This is a genomic window from Streptomyces sp. NPDC054786 (assembly GCF_053611685.1).
The window spans coordinates 97,293-113,332 of the sequence record NZ_JBSHAW010000012.1 but is presented as its reverse complement, the minus strand read 5'-3'; the positions used below and the strand labels follow the sequence as shown (position 1 = coordinate 113,332).

Here is a 16,040-nt window from a genome sequence, read left to right as displayed (position 1 = left end):
TTTTTTTTCCGTGGGGGCGGGGGGGCGGGCGGGCGGGGGACGGGGGGGGGGGGGGGGGGGGGCCCCCGGGGGGGGCCGGGGGGGGGGGGGGGGGGCGCCCCCCCCCCCCCACGCCGGTCTCAGCTCCCCGACCGCGGCCGCACCACCACCCGCCCCGCGCGTGCCAGCTCGACATTGAACTGGGCGCCGGACAGCAGCGACAGGTGGGAGAACCACAGCCAGATCAGAAACACCACCGGCCCCGCGACCGATCCGTAGAGCCGGTTGAAGGTGCCGACGTACGAGGTGTAGAGCGCGAAGCCGGCGGACGAGACCAGCCAGAGGAGAACGGCGACGACCCCGCCGGGGGCGGCTCTGCGCATGCCACGGGAACTGGGCGGTCCGGAGCGGAAGAGCACCATTGCCAGCACCGTGGCCAGGAGCAGCAGCAGCGGCCACTTCAGCAGGTTCCAGGTCGCCTCGCCCGCCTCACCGAGCCCGACGGCCCGGCCCAGCGCGGTCGCGATCGGCCCGCTCACCAGCAGCGCCACCGCACTGCTGATCAGCAGGGCCATCAGCAGCAGCGCCGTCATGAGAATCCGCGGTGCCTTGCGCCACGGCGGGCGGTCGTCCTTGGTGCGGTTCATGGCGTGCAGCGCGCGGCGGAAGACGGCCAGATAGCTGCAGGACGACCACAGCGCGCTGATCAGGGCGCCGCCCAGCACCACCCAGGCGGCGGTGCGCTGATGCGCCATGCTCACCAGCGCACGGTGGACGGTCGGGCCCGACTGGGCCGGGGCGATCGAACTGATCTGGTTGATGAGCTGCTCGGTGGCCGCCGGATCGGCGAGACCGATCAGCGACACCGTGACGATCAGCGACGGCAGCAGCGCCAGCACCGAGTAGTACGTCAGGCTCGCGGCCCAGTCCGTCACATCGTCGTGCCACACCGACAGCGGTGTATGGCGCAGTGCGGTACGGCACTGGGCCCAGGTCGGCAGCGCGGCCGGCTGCCGCGGCCCCGCCGCCCCGAGTGCACGGTCCAGCAGCGTCCGGTCCAGCCCGCGGCGCATACCACTCCCGCCCATGTCGTATCCGTCCTCTCCGTCGATCCGTCCTGCATCATCTCCCGGCACGGGGACCGCCCACGACACGGCGACCGTCCACGGACCCGCCTACTCCAGCCCGCGTGCCCGCCGGAACCGCACCAGCCCGTCCGCCAGGTCCACCACGGGATCCGGATAGTCGTACGCCGTGCGCTCCGGCCCGGTCAGCTTCCACGGCTGGTGCACCGCGGCACCCGGGAGACCCGCCAGTTCCGGTACCCAGCGCCGTACGTACTCGCCCTGCGGGTCGAACCGCTTGGCCTGCACGAGCGGATTGAGCACCCGGTTGGGGCGGGTGTCGGTGCCGGTCCCGGCCATCCACTGCCAGTTGAGCTGGTTGTTCGCCATATCGCCGTCCACCAGCAGATCCAGGAAGTGCCGCGCGCCCACCCGCCAGTCCACATACAGCGTCTTGGTCAGAAAGCTCGCCACCAGCATCCGCGCCCGGTTGTGCAGCCACCCCTCGTGCAGCAGCTGTCGCATCCCCGCATCGACCACCGGATAGCCGGTGCGGCCCGCCTTCCACGCCGTCACCTCGGCGTCGTCGTGCCGCCAGCGGTCGCCCCGGCTGCGGTAGTCGGCGTGCGCCGCTTCGGGACGGGCCGCCAATACCTGATGGTGGAAGTCCCGCCAGGCCAGCTGCCGTACGAACGCCGCGGCGCCGGCATCCGGCCGGCCCGCCGCCGTGTGCACCAGCTCCACCGGCGAAAGACACCCGAAGTGCAGATACGGCGAGAGCCGCGAGGTGGCATCGCCCGGCAGATCGTCCTGCCGGTCCTGGTAGTCGGCCATGCCCGAGCGCTGCCAGGCTCCGAACCGGCGGCGCCCCGCCCGCTCGCCGCCCTCCGGCAGCGCGGGCGACGGCGTCCCGTCCGGGCACAGATCCGCCGCCGACGGTACGTCGTCGGAGCTCAGCCCGGCCGGGACCCGTACGGACCGCGGGGCGGGCAGCACCGACCGCAGCCCCGCGGCCTGCCACCGACGGAAGTACGGCGTGAACACCGCGAAGTGGTCCTTTCCCGGGCCGGCGGGCAGTACCGCGCCGGGCGGCAGCGCCGTGATGACCGCGTCATGCACCACCAGCGCACGCCCCGCCGCCGCCAGTTCCGCACTCAACCGCCGCTCCCTGTGCAGCGCATAGCCGCTCACCCCGGCCGCGAGATGCACCTCCCCGGCTCCGGTCTCCGCCGCCACCCGGCAGGTCTCGGCGACGACATCCCCCGTACGGATGACCAGCCGACCCCCGCCACCGCGCAGCCCGGCATCGAGATCCGCCAGCGCATCGGCCAGGAACGCCGCCCGATTGGGCACCATGAACCCGGCGTCAACCACCCCCGCATCGACGACGAACAGCGGTACCACCTGCGCCGCTGAGCGCAGCGCGGCATGCAGCACCGGCTGATCGTGCAGCCGAAGGTCGGAGCTGAACAGGCAAACCGCGACATCCATGCCCTACGTCTACACCGAACCCGCGCCCCGCGAGCCGCCCGCCGGGGGCGTACACGGCTCAGGCGAAGGGCAGGCCGCGCCACGGTGAGGACGGGTCCTGGGTGAGGACACGGTGGAGGTGCACGGCCTCCGCGTACTGCGGTCCGAACCAGCCGTTGTCGAACGCCAGCATCCGGCCCAGCGCATAGCCCGCGGCGAACTCCTCCCACGAGCCGTACACCTCCCTTGCCTTCGCACCGGCCTGCGTCACTGCCTGCTCGGCCTGCTGCGGTGCGCACAGCCGGGCGCCCAGGCCCCAGCGGACGAGATTGACGGCATGCGCATGGTCCAGCGCGGCGAGGGAAACGACCCGGCCGTCCGCCGGCAGCAGCCCGTCCGTGCGGAACCGCTCCTCGTACTTGGTCACGAGCTCGGGGACGGCGGGCGCGTCCGCGGCGTCCTGGGCGCCCGCGGTCTCCTGGCCCGCTGTGCTCTCGGCGGCCTCGGCGGCCTCTGCGGCCTCTGCGGCCTCGGCGCCGCGGGCGCCGGCGCGTGCCCGCAGTGCCGCCTCCGTCTCCGCCGGTACGAACTGCCCGCCGAGCAGCTGGTCCAGGCGCTGCTGCCAACTGGCGGGGTCGGTCACCGACCACTGCTCGCGCAGCGTCTGCGCGTCCGCGGCGTGGTCGAGGAAGGCCGTACCGAGTTCGTTCCACGGCACGCTGTGGTGCACCGCGAGCGGCGCACCGCACGCCAGCCCCTGGGCCACGGGGCCGTGCAGCGGACCGCCGAAGTGTGTGACGAGCAGCCCGCCGGGGCGCGGCCCGACCTGGGCGCGCCGCTGCATCCAGCCTGCGCGGTGTGCCGGGGAGGCGGGCAGATACGCGGCGCACGGCGTCCCGGGGTTGACCGCGAGCCGCCACTTGTCGTTCGGCCAGTCCTGCGCCAGCTCCTCCACCGAGACCCGGTCGAAGAACTGCTGCGGCTGCCACGGCGGCAGCATGCCGCGGGTCAGGACGGGAATGCACTTACCACCCGTCGCCGGGTCGTCGTAGACGGGCAGCGGGTCCTGGCCCTGCTGCGGTGCCGCCAGATACAGATCCTCACCGGCGATCGCCGCGATCTGACCGTCCCAGTCACCACGCGCCGTCGCTTCGCACAGCCGCCGCTCGGTATCCGTCGGCGGCATCCATCCCGGAGTAGCCACGGGCCAGACCCTACGGTTACGCCGTCCTCCGCCGGAATCCGGGGTTGCCCGAACGGCAAGGAGAATTGCACCGGTACGACCCGTAACGGAGGCTCGATGTCATGAGCAACGACGAACGGCCCGGACCCGGGCACGGCCACGGCCCCCACGACGGTGCGCACATCGACTGGGGGGTACTCGGCCCGCACCTCGAACGGGGCGCCGAGCTGTACCTGCCGCTCTACGAGCGGGCCGCGGCCTGGCTGCGTGAGCTGCTCACCGAAGATTCCGCGGCCGGCGACGAGGGGGTGTTCCGGGTGCTCGACATCGGCAGCGGACCGGGCGTCGTCAGCTGTCTGCTGGCCCGCGCCTTCCCGGCCGCCGAAGTGGTCGCGGTGGATGCGAGCGAGGCACTGCTGGAGCGGGCGCGCGACCGGGCCGGGTCCCTGGGCCTCGGCGACCGGCTCCGCACCCATCGCGCCGAACTCCCGGACGGGCTCGACGCCCTCGGCGGCGCCGACCTCATCTGGTCCGGCAAGGCGATGCACCACGTCGGGGACCAGCGTGCCGCGGTCGCCGCCCTCGCCGGTCATCTGCGGCCCGGCGGACTGCTCGCCGTCGCCGAGGGCGGCCTCGCGCCGCGCTTCCTGCCGCGCGACATCGGCATCGGGCGCCCGGGGCTGCAGTCCCGGCTCGATGCGGCCGGCGAGGACTGGTTCACCGAGATGCGGACGGCGCTGCCCGACGCCGCCGACGAGATCGAGGACTGGCCCGCCTTCCTCGCCGACGCCGGCCTGTGCACCCCGTGCACCCGCAGCTTCCTGCTGGATCTGCCGGCCCCGCTGTCCGCCGATGCGCGCGCCTACGTCCAGGAGACCCTGGCCCACGGTCTCGACATGTACGGCGACCACCTCGACGAGGGCGACCTCACCACCCTCGCCCGCCTCACCGACCCCGATGACGCCGTCGGTATCACCCGCCGTCCCGACGCCTTCCTGCTGTCCGCGCAGACGGTCCACACGGCCCGCGCCCAGTAGGGCGTGCCTTTGGATTGCGCATCAACCCGGAGCCGGACAGCGCACCGGGCCGGTGGACCTGGCCCACGGTGCGGCGGGGCCGCCGCCCATGCGATGCGCCGGGCGGCGGCTCCTGTGACGCCATGTCAGATCCGGCCGGCCCGGATCAGCCCGGATCAGCCCGGATCAGCTCTGGTCCATCGGCTTCGGGTTGATCACGGCGAAGGTCGCGCCCTGCGGATCGGTCACCACGGCCATCCGGCCGGCGACCATGTCGAAGGGCCGCTGAAGCGCCGCACCGCCGGCCGCGGTGATCTTGTCGACCGTGGCGTCGGTGTCCGCCACGGCGAGGTACACCAGCCAGTGCGAGGGAGTGTCGGCCGGCATCTGTTCGGACATCGGCTGCATGCCGCCCACCGGCCGGTCGTTCACCACGAGGGCGTAGTAGTTGTCGGCGCCTTCCATGGGGGCGCTCTCGATACCGAGGGCCGCCTTGTAGAACGCGGCGGCGGCGGACGGCTCGGTGGTGTTGAGCTCGTTCCAGATCAGTGCGCCGGGCTCGTTGACGATGCCGGAGCCGGGGAAGTCGCCGGGCTGCCAGATACCGAACACCGCTCCGGTGGGGTCGGCCGCGATGCACATCCGGCCGAGCGTCATCACGTCCATGACGGGCATCAGGAGCGTGCCGCCGGCCTGGCTCACCGCTTGGGAGGTGGCGTCCGCGTCGGCGGCCGACAGATAGGTGGTCCACACGGTCGGCGGCGCGGGCTGGCCGCCCATCGGGACCGCGGCCATGATTCCGGCCACCGGCTTGCCGTTCAGCATGCAGACGGCGTAGCCCCCGTTCTCCGGGGGCCCGATCTCCCCGGTCCACCCGAAGACGTCGGAGTAGAAGTCGATGGCGGCTTGCTGGTCAGGGGCCGCGAGATCGATCCAGCAGGGCGTCCCGGACTGGTAGGGAGAGGTGACTTCAGGCATCGTGGCCTCCTCGATGGGGGCACCTCCCATGCCTGGCATGGGGGAGGAGCAGGGCGGAGCGAAGGGGTAGCCCCTTCGGCACACCGCCGGAGCCGCCCCACACTCACCCTCCACACTTCCTGCCGTCCGCCGGGCCCGCCACTCGGATACGCCGCGGCGCCGCCCGGACGAGCCGGGCGCGGCGCCGATACGGAGCGTCGGTCAGGCCATGTCGAAGGTGGCCGGGTCCGGGCCGAGGCGGTTGCCGGTGTCCAGGCGGGCGAGGGTGGCGAGGTCCTCGTCGTCCAGCTCGAAGTCGAAGACGTCGATGTTCTCGGCGATGCGCGAGGGGGTCACGGACTTGGGGATGACGACATTGCCGAGCTGGAGGTGCCAGCGCAGCACCACCTGGGCGGGGGTCTTGCCGTGCTTGGCGGCGAGCTCGGCGATCGTCGCGTTCTCCAGGAGGCCCTTGCCCTGGCCGAGCGGCGACCAGGCCTCGGTCGCGATGTGGTGCCGGGCGTGGAAGGCGCGGGACTCGGCCTGCTGGAGCTGGGGGTGCAGCTCGATCTGGTTGACGGCCGGGACGACGGACGTCTCGCCGAGCAGCCGCTCCAGGTGCTCGGGAAGGAAGTTCGAGACGCCGATGGCCTTGGCGCGGCCCTCCGCGTAGATCTTCTCGAAGGCCTTGTACGTCTCGACGTAGCGGTCCTTCGACGGCAGCGGCCAGTGGATCAGGTAGAGATCCACGTACTCCAGGCCGAGCTTGGCGAGGGAGGTGTCGAAGGCGCGCAGCGTGGAGTCGTGGCCCTGGTCGGCATTCCAGAGCTTGGTCGTGACGAACAGCTCGTCACGGGGGATTCCGGAAGCGGCGAGCGCCTTGCCCGTGCCCTCTTCGTTGCCGTAGATCGCCGCGGTGTCGATGCTGCGGTAACCGGCATCGAGGGCATGGCCCACGGCCGTGGACGCCTGGTCGTCCTCGACCTGCCAGACGCCGAAGCCGAGCTGCGGCATCGCGACGCCGTTGTTGAGCGTGATGGAGGGAACCTTGCTCACGGGGGAATCGATCCTTACGTCGGCTTTCTCGTTCATGGGTGTCAACGATCATCCGCCGGTGCGCATTCCCGCGGAGGCCCACACGATGCGGAGAAAACGGAGCGCTGTGGTGTGCGCGCCATGGGCGGGGCCGGGCCCTCGCGCTCCGCGGCGGGTGCGGGGCGGGCCGCGGCGGTGAGTGCGCAGCGGGTGAAGGCCGCGGCGCAGAGCACCGGGGCGCCGGTGGCGTCGGGCGCGGGCGGCCGCACCGGCGACCGCCCCCGTCCGTCACGCCTGGTACAGCGCGTCCACCTCGGCCCCGTAGGCCGTCTCGATCGCCTTGCGCTTGAGCTTCAGCGACGGCGTCAGCAGTCCGTGCTCCTCGCTGAACTGGTTGGCCAGTATCCGGAACGTACGGATCGACTCGGCCTGCGAGACCAGCGTGTTGGCGGCGACCACGGCGCGCCGGATCTCGGTCTCCAGATCCGGGTCGCGCACCAGGTCGGTCGCCGGCATCTCCGGCTTCTCCCGCATGGTCAGCCAGTGCACGACCGCCTCCGGGTCCAGGGTCACCAGCGCCGCGATGAACGGCCGGTCGTTGCCGACGACGATGCACTGGGCGACCAGCGGATGTGCCCGCACCCGCTCCTCCAGGCCCACCGGCGACACGGTCTTGCCGCCGGAGGTGACCAGGATCTCCTTCTTGCGGCCGGTGATCGTCAGATAGCCGTCCTCGTCCAGGGCGCCCAGGTCGCCGGTGGAGAACCAGCCGTCGTGCAGCACGGCATCGGTCGCCTTGGGGTCGTTGTGGTAGCCGTGGAAGATCTGCCCGCCGTACAGCCAGATCTCGCCGTCCTCCGCGATGTGCACGGTGGTGCCGGGTACGGGGGTGCCGACGGAGCCGAAGCGGGTGCGCTCGGGCGGGTTGGCGGTGGCGGCCGCGGTGCTCTCCGTCAGGCCGTAGCCCTCGAAGATCCGTACGCCGGCGCCGGCGAAGAACAGCCCGAGGCGGCGCTCCATCGCCGAGCCGCCCGACATCGCGTGCCGCACCCGGCCGCCCATCGCCGCCCTGACCTTGCTGTAGACCAGCTTGTCGAAGAGCTGGTGCTGCATCCGCAGCGAGGCGCTGGGGCCGGACCCGGTGCCGAAGGCCTTGTTCTCCTGCGCTTCGGCATAGCGGACCGCGATCTCGACGGCCTTGTCGAACGGTCCGACCTTGCCGTCCGCCTCCGCCCGCCGCCGGGCCGCGGCGAAGACCTTCTCGAAGATGTACGGCACCGCGAGGATGAAGGTCGGCTGGAGGGACTGCAGATCGGGCAGCAGGGCACGGGCCGCCAGCTCGGGCTGGTGGCCCAGCTTGACCCGGCCGCGGATCGCGGCGACCTGCACCATCCGGCCGAAGACGTGCGCCAGCGGCAGAAAGAGCAGGGTGGACGCTTCGTCGCCCGGCTTGGAGTGGAAGACCTTCTCGTAGCGGAGCACCATGTTGTCGGACTCGGCCATGAAGTTGGCGTGGGTGATCACACAGCCCTTGGGGCGTCCGGTGGTGCCGGAGGTGTAGATGATCGTCGCCGTGGCGTCCGGGGTGACGGCCATGCGGTGGCGGTGCACCACGTCGTCGTCGATATGCGCACCGGCCGCGGTGAGTTCGGCCACCGGGTCGCCGTCCAGCTGCCACAGCTTGCGCAGATGGGGCAGCCGGTCGATGACCGAGCCGATGGTCATCGCATGGTCCTCGTGCTCGACCAGACAGGCCGTGACGCCCGCGTCGTGCAGCATCCAGAAGACCTGCTCGGCCGAGGACGTCGGATACAGCGGTACGGTCTGGACGCCGATCGACCACAGCGCGAAGTCGAACAGGGTCCACTCGTAACGCGTACGGGACATGATGCCGATCCGGTCGCCGAACCGGACGCCCTGCGCGAGCAGGCCCTTGGCCAGAGCGATGACCTCGTCCCGGAATTCTCCGGCGGTGACGTTCTGCCAGTTTCCCTCGTCGTCCTTACGCGCCAGGGTGACGCGTTCGGGATCGTCTTCGGCATGTTCGTAGACGACATCCGCCAGCCCGCCGACCCGGGGCGCGGTCGCCAGTGGTGGGACGGTGAACTCGCGCAATGACCCAGCTCCTCGTGGTGTTGCTCACAAGGCCGCGACCGTACCCCAACGTGACGGCATCCGGCAGAGCGGTACCACGTCGTGAATCCGGCGGCATGGGATCTGGCCAACCGTCGAAATCGGGCTACTTCGGAGAAGCCTGGACAGGATCCAGTCAGTTCAACGCCGGACGATCACGACCCCGGGACCATATCTGCACCAAATCTCTGCACCTGGCACCGGATCAGCCGGCCGGCCCGGCGCGGAGCCCGTGACCAGGGCTTGTCCGGCGGATCGGGCCGGGCGGCCTAGGGAAGCTGCAGCCGGTCGCCGCCCGCCAGAATCGCGTCGGCCAGCGCCTCCGCCGGGCCCCGTGCCGCGCGATTGCGCTGCCCGTACAGAAGAACGAACTCCACTTCGCCGAGTTCCGGCAGTCCGGCACGTGGCGGAATCCGGACCAGACCTGGCGGGATCATGCCCCTCGTATGTGCCATAACGCCCAGACCTGCCCGAGTTGCGGCGATCAATCCGTTCAGGCTTCCGCTGGTGCAGGCGATCCGCCATTCCCGGCCCGCGCGCTCCAGCGCCTCCAGTGCCCGGGCGCGGGTCAGCGCGGGCGGCGGGTAGACGACGAGCGGGACCGGGCGCTGCGGATCGAGGCGCAGCCGTTCGGCCCCCACCCACACCAGCCGGTCGCGCCACACCAGCCGTCCGCGGGCCTCCTCCGGCCGCCGCTTGGCGAGGACGAGGTCGAGCCGCCCGGCCGCCAGCAGCTCGTGCAGGGTCCCCGACAGTTCGACGGTCAGCTCCAGATCGACCTCGGGGTGGTCGCGCCGGAACCCTTCGAGGACCTCCGGCATCCGCGTCAGCACAAAGTCCTCCGAGGCGCCGAAGCGGAGCCTGCCGCGCAGCCGGGTCCCCGCGAAGAAGCTCGTGGCCCGCTCGTTCGCCTCCAGGATCGTGCGGGCGAAGCCGAGCATCGCCTCGCCGTCCTCGGTCAGCTCCACGGCATGGGTGTCCCGGGTGAACAGCCGGCGCCCGGCGGCCTCCTCCAGCTTCCGTACGTGCTGGCTCACGGTCGACTGCCGCAGCCCGAGCCGGTGCGCGGCCTGGGTGAAGCTCAGCGTCTGCGCCACGGCGAGAAAGGTGCGCAACTGCGCGGGTTCGAACACGGGCCCTCCGCCTCTGTCGTCCGCCTCTGTCGTCCGCCGCTGTGGCTTTTCGCGAAGCGGGCCTCTCCCCGTGCCGCGTGAGCCATCGCAAAGCGTAATAGCAGTGACCACGGTAAGAGGGTTTCCCGATCGCCGCAGGTCACGGCACCCTGGAGGGGCCGTGGCCGGACCGCCGTGCCCGCGAGCCGCCGAACGACCGAAGAGAGACCATGCGCCGCCCTTTGCCGAAGCTCCCCTCCTGGCTGCCCGTGGACGGATACATCCTGGCGCTGATGGGCACGGTCGCCCTGGCCGCCCTGCTGCCCGCCCGCGGACCGGCCGCCACCGTCGCCGAGGGCACCTCCACCGGCGCCGTCACACTGCTCTTCTTCCTGTACGGTGCCCGGCTCTCCACCCGCGAGGCGATGGCCGGACTGCGCCACTGGCGGCTCCACCTCACCGTCCTGGCCGCTACCTTCGTGCTCTTCCCGGTGCTCGGACTGGCCGCGCGCGGACTGGTCCCCCACGTCCTGCCGCCCGCCCTCTACACCGGGCTGCTGTTCCTGTGCCTGGTGCCGTCGACGGTCCAGTCCTCGATCGCCTTCACCTCCCTCGCCCGCGGCAATGTCGCGGCGGCGATCTGTGCGGGGTCGTTCTCCAGCCTCGTCGGCATTGTCGTCACGCCGCTGCTGGCGGGTCTCGTCCTGCACGGGGACGCCGGGGGATTCTCGGCCGGCTCGCTGCTGTCGGTCGTCTGCCGGCTGCTGCTCCCGTTCGTGGCCGGGCAGTTGCTGCGGCGGTGGATCAGCGGCTTTCTCACCCGCCACAAGAAGGTCCTCGGTCATGTGGACCGCGGCTCGATACTGCTCGTCGTCTACACCGCCTTCAGCGCCGGCATGGTCGAGGGCATCTGGCACCAGGTCTCCACCCTGCGGCTGCTCTGTCTGCTGGGCGTGGAAGCCGTGCTGCTCGCGGTGATGCTGACCGCCACCGCGTACGGCTCGAAGCGGCTCGGCTTCCCCCGCGAGGACCGGATCGCGATCACCTTTGCCGGCTCCAAGAAGAGCCTGGCGGCGGGTCTGCCGATGGCCAGCGTGCTCTTCGGTGCGCAGGCCGGGCTCGCGGTGCTGCCGCTGATGCTGTTCCACCAGATGCAGTTGATGGTGTGCGCGGTCCTGGCGAAGCGGTTCGCGGCACACGCCGCGGCGACGGACACCGCTGCGGGGAGCGCGGCCGATTCGGGCAGTGCGGCGGAGGTGGTTGTGAGCGGAGCGCGGGGCTGAGGCCTGCCCGGGGCGGTGGCGGCCGGGCAGGCCGGGGCATCGCGCCCGGTTTGCTCAGTTCCGCGCGCCTCCGCGCACCCGGTCCAGCGGCAGCCCGAGGACCAGCGGACCGTTCACCGGGGCGTTGTCGCCGCGTACGCCGGAGAGTTCGGCGTCGGTCAGGGCCCGCCGGTAGACGCGTACCTCGTCCAGCGCGCCGGTGAACTGGACGCGGCTGTCCGGCTTCTGGCCGAGGTGGACGCCGAAGACCGAGCCGCGGCTGACCGACCCCGGGACATCGGGGACGACGGTGGTCTCCCCGCCGTCCACGGTGAGCAGCAGCCGGCCGCCCGTGCGGCGCAGCGCCAGATGGTGCCAGCTGCCGTCGTTGTACCCGCCGTCGGTCACGGCCTGGGCGGTGGTGGGCGGGGTGGGGCCGTTGACGGCGGTGAGGCGGGCGACGATCCGGTGGTGGCCGGGGTCGCCTTCCACCGCGACCTGCGGGGCCCTGGAGCCCACTCCGCCCATCCACAGCAGCGGCTGTTCGCCGGTGGTGGCGTCATAGCGGAACCACAGGCTGCAGGTGAAGTCGTGGGTGCCCAGCGGGAGGGAGCCGCGGTAGGGGAGGCGTACCGCATCGTCCGTGCCGTCGAAGGACAGCGCCTGGCCGAAGCGGCCGCCGGTGGTCCGGGCGCCGCCCAGGACGAGGGCCGGGCGGGCGCCCGGGGCGGTGTCGCGAGTCGTGGGGTCCGGGCCCCGGCGCGGGCCGAGCCAGTCCTCGGTGAAGCGGGCGAAGCGGATCTCGTCCCGGGCGTCGACCGCGCCGCCCTCGTACATCAGGCCGGTGACGTCGGCGGAGACGGCGACCAGGTCCGAGTAGCCGGACCAGTCGGCGGTGACCCGGGCGCCCCGGTCGACGCCCTCCCAGGTGCGGCCCTCGTCCCAGGAGGAGCGGATGGTCATGGTCCGGCGCCGGTCGGGGTCGGCGGGCGCCGCGAACAGGGTGCGGCTGCGGCCGCCGTGCGGGTGCGGCAGGCGCAGCGCCGAGCCCTGCACCATCGGGGCGTAGAGATCGGGGAGGGCGCGGAACGGCGCGGTGAAGGAGTTGCCGCCGTCACGGCTGACCGCCGCGGTGCGATGGCCCAGATCGGTGCCGTCCTGTTCCCGCCCGTTGACGTAGACGGAGCCGTCGGAGCGTTCCAGGAGGGTCATTTCCGAGGGCTTTTGACGGAACGTGCCGTCCTCGGCGAGGGGCCAGGTGTCCAGCGCGCCGACCTTCCAGGTGGCGCCGCCGTCGTCGCTGTGGACCAGCGCGGCGTGGTTGGCGGTGACCCGGTTGCCCGCGTAGCTCTCGGAGTTGATGCCGAACACCAGCCGGCCCGCGTACCGTCCGCGGGTGAGCTGGATGCCGTGTACGGGCCCGGTGGCGTACCAGGAATTCCACTGCGGGGGGCGGATGCCGGCGGTCAGGTCCCGGGGCGCGGACCAGGTCGCGCCGTCGTCGTCGCTGTACTGGAGGTGCGGCGTGCGATCGCAGGGGACGTCGCAGCTGAGGCCGTCGGCGCGCCCCTTGTTGTAGGTCTCGGCCAGGACGATCCGGCCGGTGCGGCGGTCCACGAGGGGCGCCGGGTTGCCGTGCGTGTCGCCGTTGCCGTGGTTGATGACCTGCAGCGGGCCCCAGGTCCGGCCGCCGTCGGTGGAACGCTTGAGGACGAGGTCGATATCGCCCGCGTCACCGCAATCGTGCCGTCGGCCCTCGGCGAACGCGAGGAGGGTGCCGCGCACGGACTTCACGACGGCCGGTATACGGAAGCAGGAGTAGCCCTGTTCCTGGGACGCTTTGAAGAGGATCTGCTGGTCGAAGCCGCCGGCGGGGGACGGTGACGCGGCAGCGGCACGGTCGCCCGATGCCCTGTCAGGCACGGCGTGTGCGGGGGCGGTCGGCAGCAGGGCGAGGGCTGTGGCGGTCAGCGCGGCGAGCAGGGCCGCGGCGCGGCGGCGCCGGGGTCTGCTGCGGGGGCTGGGGTGTGCGCGGAGAACTGACGTCATGGTCCGGCCTGCCCTTCGAGGCATCGGCGTCGGGTCATCAGGACATCCCACGTCCTATGTGCATCGCGACGGAAGCTACTGCCGCGTGTGGACCGCGACAAGGAGCGTGCGTCGGTTCTCCGTGCCGCGGCCGTAATTCACTCTCCCGGCCCGCAGATGCTGCGCCGGGTGCGCCCGGTGCGGTGCGAGGGCAGGGAGCGCCGGGTGGGCCGGGTGCTCCGCAAGTGCTGCCTGCGGCCGTCGCGCTTCAGGGCCGCAGCACGACCTTTCCGAGGTTGGCCCTGGCCTCGATGATCTCGTGTGCCTTCGCGGCCTGGTCCAGGGGCAGTTCGGCATGGACCGCGGCCCGCAGCCGGCCGGATCCGGCCAGCTCCCACAGCTGTGCCCGGTGCCGCTCGTACAGCTCCCGGTGAACCGTGGAGAAGTGGCGCATCGTCAGCCCGGTGATGGTCTTGGCGCCCGCCAGCAGCTCGTACGCCGGGACCGTCCCGCCACCGGAGTTGAAGAAGACCAGCCGGCCACCCGGAGCCAGCGCGGCCAGCGCACGCGGCAGCAGCTCGCCGCCTACACCGTCCAGGACGATATCGGCCGGCTCGCCCCAGGACTCCTGGTCATAGGTCACCACCTCATCGGCCCCCAGCCCGTACAGGAACTCCGCCTTGGTGGCCGAGCTGACGGCGGCCACCACCCGCGGCACGCCCTGGAGCTTGGCCAGTTGGACGGCGAGATGGCCGGTGCCACTCGCCGCGCCGGTGATCAGTACGGACTCGGCGCCCTGGGGTGCCGCGGTGCTGAGCGCGGCGAGTGCGACATGCCCGCTGCGTACCAGCGCCACCGCCTCCACGGCGCCGGCGCCGTCCGGTATCCGGCTCGCCAGGAAGGCGGGCGCCAGGGCGAGTTCGGTGTAGGAGCCGGTGAGGGTGAGCGAGGTGACGCGGTCACCGGGGGGGGGAGCCGGTGACGTCCGGGCCGAGCGCGACGACCGCACCGGCGATCTCGCCGCCGGGCATGGCGGGCAGCGGATCGCCGCCGCCCTTGCCGTCCCCGCGCACCCGTCGCACCGACGGCAGCGTGACCCCGATCGCCTCCGTACGCACCAGCAGTTCACCGGGGCCGGGCACCGGTGCCTCGGCCTCCTCGACACGCAGGACCTCGGGGCCGCCGTAGGTATGGAATCGGACGCGGCGCATGGGCGGATACCTCCAGGATCGTCGACGGGCAGTCGACAGTCGGCGCACGGTGACCGGCGGGCGGTGACCGGCGGGCGGCCGGGCAGCCGTGCGGTCGCCGTAACGGCGCGCACCGACCGGCCTTCATTGGTTCCCCCAACGATAGTCATAAGCCATTGGCTCCGCCAATGATTTTTCGTTGGGTGCTCCAATGGATTTCTCGGTACGGTGGCCCCATGGCCGACACCCCCTACGCCCCCAGCCGTATCCGCGCGCTCCCCAGCTGGCTGCTGGGCCGCGCCGCCGCCCGTGGCCACCGCCTTGTCGCCGATGCCCTCGCCGCCGAAGGGATGCGGATGATGCACCACGCCGTGCTGTCGGCGGTCGCGGAACTCGGCCCGGTCTCCCAGGCCGAACTCGGCCGGACACTGCGGATCGACCCCAAGGACATGGTCGCGATCGTCAACGATCTGCAGAAGGACGGGCTGGTGACCCGCTCCCCCGACCCCCAGGACCGGCGGAAGAACGCCGTCGGGATCTCCGACGACGGCCGGCGGCGGCTGGGCCGCACCCAGCAGCTCGGCGACGAGGCCAACGCGGAGCTGACCGCGGACCTGACGCCGGCCGAACGCGAGCAGCTGATCGCGCTGCTGACCCGGATCGCGCTGCCGGGGGAGTGAGCCACGGGCCGGCCGGCGCCGGTGGCCGCCCCGCCGACCGGCCCGGCATCCGTGCGGCGGCGCGCGGCCTCAGTCCGTATCCGTGGCGGCCGCTGCGGACAGGGCGAGGCGGTGCTCACCCGCGTACACGTTCATGGAGGAGCCGCGCAGAAACCCGATCAGGGTCAGCCCCGTCTCGGCGGCCAGATCGACGGCGAGCGAGGAGGGCGCCGAGACCGCGGCCAGCACGGGAATGCCCGCCATCACGGCCTTCTGCGCCAGCTCGAACGACGCCCGGCCGGAGACCATCAGCACACACGACGACAGCGGCAGCCGCCCCTGCTGCAGTGCCCGCCCGACGATCTTGTCGACGGCGTTGTGCCGCCCCACGTCCTCCCGGATGTCGAGCAGTTCACCGTCCGCCGTGAACAGCGCCGCGGCATGCAGGCCCCCGGTCCGCTCGAACACGCGCTGGGCGGCGCGCAGCCGGTCGGGGAGGGCGGCGAGCGTCGCCGGTTCGATACGGAACGGGGTGGCGGGGGCGGGGTCCAGGGGCCAGTGGGTGGTGGTGCGGACCGCGTCCAGGCTGGCCTTGCCGCACAGTCCGCACGACGACGTCGTATAGACGTTGCGCTCCAGGGTGATGTCCGGGACCGGGACCCCGTCCGCGAGCCGGACGTCCACGACGTTGTACGTGTTCTCGCCGTCCGCCGTCGCCCCCGCGCAGTAGACGATGTTCGCCAGCTCCTCGGCGCTCGCCAGGACGCCCTCGCTGACGAGGAAGCCGGCGGCGAGCGCGAAGTCGTCACCCGGGGTGCGCATCGTGATCGCCAGGGGCTTGCCGCCGAGCCGTATCTCCAGCGGCTCCTCGGCGACGAGGGTGTCCGGGCGGGTGCTCACGGCACCGTCGCGGATGCGGATGACGCGGCGTCGCTCGGTGACCCGTCCCATG

At 72.2% G+C, this 16,040-nt stretch carries 12 protein-coding genes and 1 pseudogene; 3 read left to right on the top strand and 10 right to left on the bottom strand.

The window, feature by feature from the left end:
- Positions 1-119 precede the first annotated feature (119 nt).
- The 3 genes from ACWGI6_RS12785 to ACWGI6_RS12775 form a co-directional block, all read right to left on the bottom strand.
- Positions 120-1,067: a YihY/virulence factor BrkB family protein gene (locus ACWGI6_RS12785; RefSeq protein WP_393907742.1), complete on the bottom strand. Its 948-nt coding sequence runs from the start codon at positions 1,065-1,067 to the stop codon at positions 120-122.
- An 87-nt stretch (positions 1,068-1,154) separates the two neighbouring features.
- Complete coding sequence (locus tag ACWGI6_RS12780) at positions 1,155-2,534, bottom strand: cryptochrome/photolyase family protein (RefSeq protein ID WP_453267504.1); 1,380 nt, start codon at positions 2,532-2,534, stop codon at positions 1,155-1,157.
- Positions 2,535-2,592: 58 nt separating this feature from the next.
- Positions 2,593-3,717 (bottom strand): DUF1266 domain-containing protein, encoded by a 1,125-nt coding sequence (locus ACWGI6_RS12775; RefSeq protein ID WP_453267503.1) that lies wholly within the window; start codon positions 3,715-3,717, stop codon positions 2,593-2,595.
- Between the two features lie 101 nt (positions 3,718-3,818).
- Between ACWGI6_RS12775 and ACWGI6_RS12770 the strand changes: the two genes are divergently transcribed.
- The gene (locus ACWGI6_RS12770) at positions 3,819-4,733 is read left to right on the top strand and encodes a class I SAM-dependent methyltransferase (protein ID WP_453267502.1); all 915 of its coding nucleotides are present in this window, start codon (positions 3,819-3,821) and stop codon (positions 4,731-4,733) included.
- Positions 4,734-4,898: 165 nt separating this feature from the next.
- Here ACWGI6_RS12770 and ACWGI6_RS12765 read toward each other — a convergent pair whose 3' ends face one another.
- The 4 genes from ACWGI6_RS12765 to ACWGI6_RS12750 form a co-directional block, all read right to left on the bottom strand.
- Complete coding sequence (locus tag ACWGI6_RS12765) at positions 4,899-5,690, bottom strand: VOC family protein (protein WP_453267501.1); 792 nt, start codon at positions 5,688-5,690, stop codon at positions 4,899-4,901.
- Between the two features lie 201 nt (positions 5,691-5,891).
- The gene (locus tag ACWGI6_RS12760; RefSeq protein WP_453267500.1) at positions 5,892-6,725 is read right to left on the bottom strand and encodes an aldo/keto reductase; all 834 of its coding nucleotides are present in this window, start codon (positions 6,723-6,725) and stop codon (positions 5,892-5,894) included.
- A gap of 267 nt (positions 6,726-6,992) precedes the next feature.
- Positions 6,993-8,819, bottom strand: coding sequence for an AMP-dependent synthetase/ligase (locus ACWGI6_RS12755; protein WP_453267499.1), 1,827 nt, complete (start codon positions 8,817-8,819; stop codon positions 6,993-6,995).
- Between the two features lie 287 nt (positions 8,820-9,106).
- The gene (locus ACWGI6_RS12750) at positions 9,107-9,970 is read right to left on the bottom strand and encodes a LysR family transcriptional regulator (protein ID WP_453267498.1); all 864 of its coding nucleotides are present in this window, start codon (positions 9,968-9,970) and stop codon (positions 9,107-9,109) included.
- A 209-nt stretch (positions 9,971-10,179) separates the two neighbouring features.
- Here ACWGI6_RS12750 and ACWGI6_RS12745 point away from each other — a divergent pair, with 209 nt between their 5' ends.
- Positions 10,180-11,232 (top strand): bile acid:sodium symporter family protein, encoded by a 1,053-nt coding sequence (locus ACWGI6_RS12745; RefSeq protein WP_453267497.1) that lies wholly within the window; start codon positions 10,180-10,182, stop codon positions 11,230-11,232.
- Between the two features lie 54 nt (positions 11,233-11,286).
- Here the strand turns inward: ACWGI6_RS12745 and ACWGI6_RS12740 are convergent, their stop codons facing one another.
- Both ACWGI6_RS12740 and ACWGI6_RS12735 read right to left on the bottom strand, forming a co-directional pair.
- On the bottom strand, positions 11,287-13,260 hold the full coding sequence (locus ACWGI6_RS12740; RefSeq protein ID WP_453267496.1) for an exo-alpha-sialidase: 1,974 nt from the start codon (positions 13,258-13,260) through the stop codon (positions 11,287-11,289).
- Positions 13,261-13,507: 247 nt separating this feature from the next.
- A pseudogene (locus ACWGI6_RS12735) lies at positions 13,508-14,450 on the bottom strand (quinone oxidoreductase family protein).
- A 215-nt stretch (positions 14,451-14,665) separates the two neighbouring features.
- Between ACWGI6_RS12735 and ACWGI6_RS12730 the strand changes: the two are divergent.
- Positions 14,666-15,109: a MarR family winged helix-turn-helix transcriptional regulator gene (locus ACWGI6_RS12730; RefSeq protein WP_393907753.1), complete on the top strand. Its 444-nt coding sequence runs from the start codon at positions 14,666-14,668 to the stop codon at positions 15,107-15,109.
- 69 nt (positions 15,110-15,178) lie between these two features.
- Here ACWGI6_RS12730 and fdhD read toward each other — a convergent pair whose 3' ends face one another.
- Complete coding sequence (gene fdhD, locus ACWGI6_RS12725) at positions 15,179-16,039, bottom strand: formate dehydrogenase accessory sulfurtransferase FdhD (RefSeq protein WP_453267495.1); 861 nt, start codon at positions 16,037-16,039, stop codon at positions 15,179-15,181.
- Between the last annotated feature and the right edge of the window lies 1 nt (position 16,040).

What these genes read in the sequence shown, in the direction of transcription:
- ACWGI6_RS12785 (WP_393907742.1), bottom strand. Translation starts at nt 1,067, where the DNA reads ATGGGCGGGAGTGGTATGCGCCGCGGGCTGGACCGGACGCTGCTGGAC.
- ACWGI6_RS12780 (WP_453267504.1), bottom strand. Translation starts at nt 2,534, where the DNA reads ATGGATGTCGCGGTTTGCCTGTTCAGCTCCGACCTTCGGCTGCACGAT.
- ACWGI6_RS12770 (WP_453267502.1), top strand. Translation starts at nt 3,819, where the DNA reads ATGAGCAACGACGAACGGCCCGGACCCGGGCACGGCCACGGCCCCCAC.
- ACWGI6_RS12765 (WP_453267501.1), bottom strand. Translation starts at nt 5,690, where the DNA reads ATGCCTGAAGTCACCTCTCCCTACCAGTCCGGGACGCCCTGCTGGATC.
- ACWGI6_RS12745 (WP_453267497.1), top strand. Translation starts at nt 10,180, where the DNA reads ATGCGCCGCCCTTTGCCGAAGCTCCCCTCCTGGCTGCCCGTGGACGGA.
- ACWGI6_RS12740 (WP_453267496.1), bottom strand. Translation starts at nt 13,260, where the DNA reads ATGACGTCAGTTCTCCGCGCACACCCCAGCCCCCGCAGCAGACCCCGG.
- ACWGI6_RS12730 (WP_393907753.1), top strand. Translation starts at nt 14,666, where the DNA reads ATGGCCGACACCCCCTACGCCCCCAGCCGTATCCGCGCGCTCCCCAGC.
- fdhD (WP_453267495.1), bottom strand. Translation starts at nt 16,039, where the DNA reads ATGGGACGGGTCACCGAGCGACGCCGCGTCATCCGCATCCGCGACGGT.